General features: G+C 40.4%; 1 protein-coding gene. It reads right to left on the bottom strand.

Features of this window, described 5'->3' with window-relative positions; translation table 11 throughout:
• On the bottom strand, positions 1-1,075 hold a 1,075-nt coding region (locus BBROOKSOX_RS11475), incomplete at both ends, for an Ig-like domain-containing protein (protein ID WP_257607879.1).

Raw genomic sequence — 1,075 nt, forward strand, 5'->3', positions numbered from 1 at the left:
GTTTGTCATTAGTTGCGTTAAAACCTACGCCACCTAATACCACTTTAATAGATTTAATATCTGTATCAGTGGTGTTTGAAATATCGGCGTCAAAGGCGACGCCTACTGCAATTTCTGATCGGGTAAACAGTGCTTTGCTGGTGGATTGTACATCGGTTGCTGAGTTTAAATCAACGGCATTTGGGGCTTTGGTATCAATCGTTAAGAATACTGAATTATTTACATCAGCACCATCAACATTGATATTACCCGCCGCGTCGCTAAATTTATCACTTGCTACTGAGATTGTGCCTGCAGTTGCGCTGTTGGCTGTTGGGGTAAAAGTCGCTGTATAAACTTTAGTTTCATTAGCCTTAAGTGCAAAATCAGTCAATATACCCCCTGTAACAACCACATCAGTGGCGTCAAAATCAGTGGATACTTCGCTTAGAGTAAAGGTAATGGTGGTGCTCTCACCTGTTTTGAGTTTATCCGTGTCACTACTAATGGCAATTGTTGGCACTTTGGTGTCAATCGTCAAGAATACTGAATTATTCGCATCAGCACCATCAACATTGGTATTACCCGCCGCGTCGCTAAACTTATCACTTGCTACTAAGATTGTGCCTGTAGTTGTGCTATTGGCTGTTGGGGTAAAAGTCGCTGTATAAACTTTAGTTTCACCAAATTTAAGTATAATATCAGACAACACACCGCCTAAAACGCTCACATCATCCTTGGTAAAATCAGGCGATGCTTCACTTAGAGTAAAGGTAATGGTGATGCTTTCACCTGCTTTAAGTTTGCTCATATTACTGCTAATGGCAATGGTAGGTGGTTTTGCATCAAGTATTGTTATACCCTTTTGAATCCAAAGTTCGGCATTAGCACTTGTATTGGCGTCACTATGAGTGTAAACATCATAAGTGATGCCATTAACAGTTTTATCAATGGTTGAATCATCAAAGCCAGTGGCAATCACTTCGTCACCACTATTGCCCAATACTTTAAGAATATTGGTGCTAGTAGAAGCATCTAATAAATCATCTAAGTTGAGCTTTAGGGTGTTGTCGCCTGAGCCTGTCATATCAATAAC

It is taken from the genome of bacterium endosymbiont of Bathymodiolus sp. 5 South (genome assembly GCF_900128535.1).
In the GTDB taxonomy this organism is placed as follows: Bacteria; Pseudomonadota; Gammaproteobacteria; order PS1; family Pseudothioglobaceae; genus Thiodubiliella.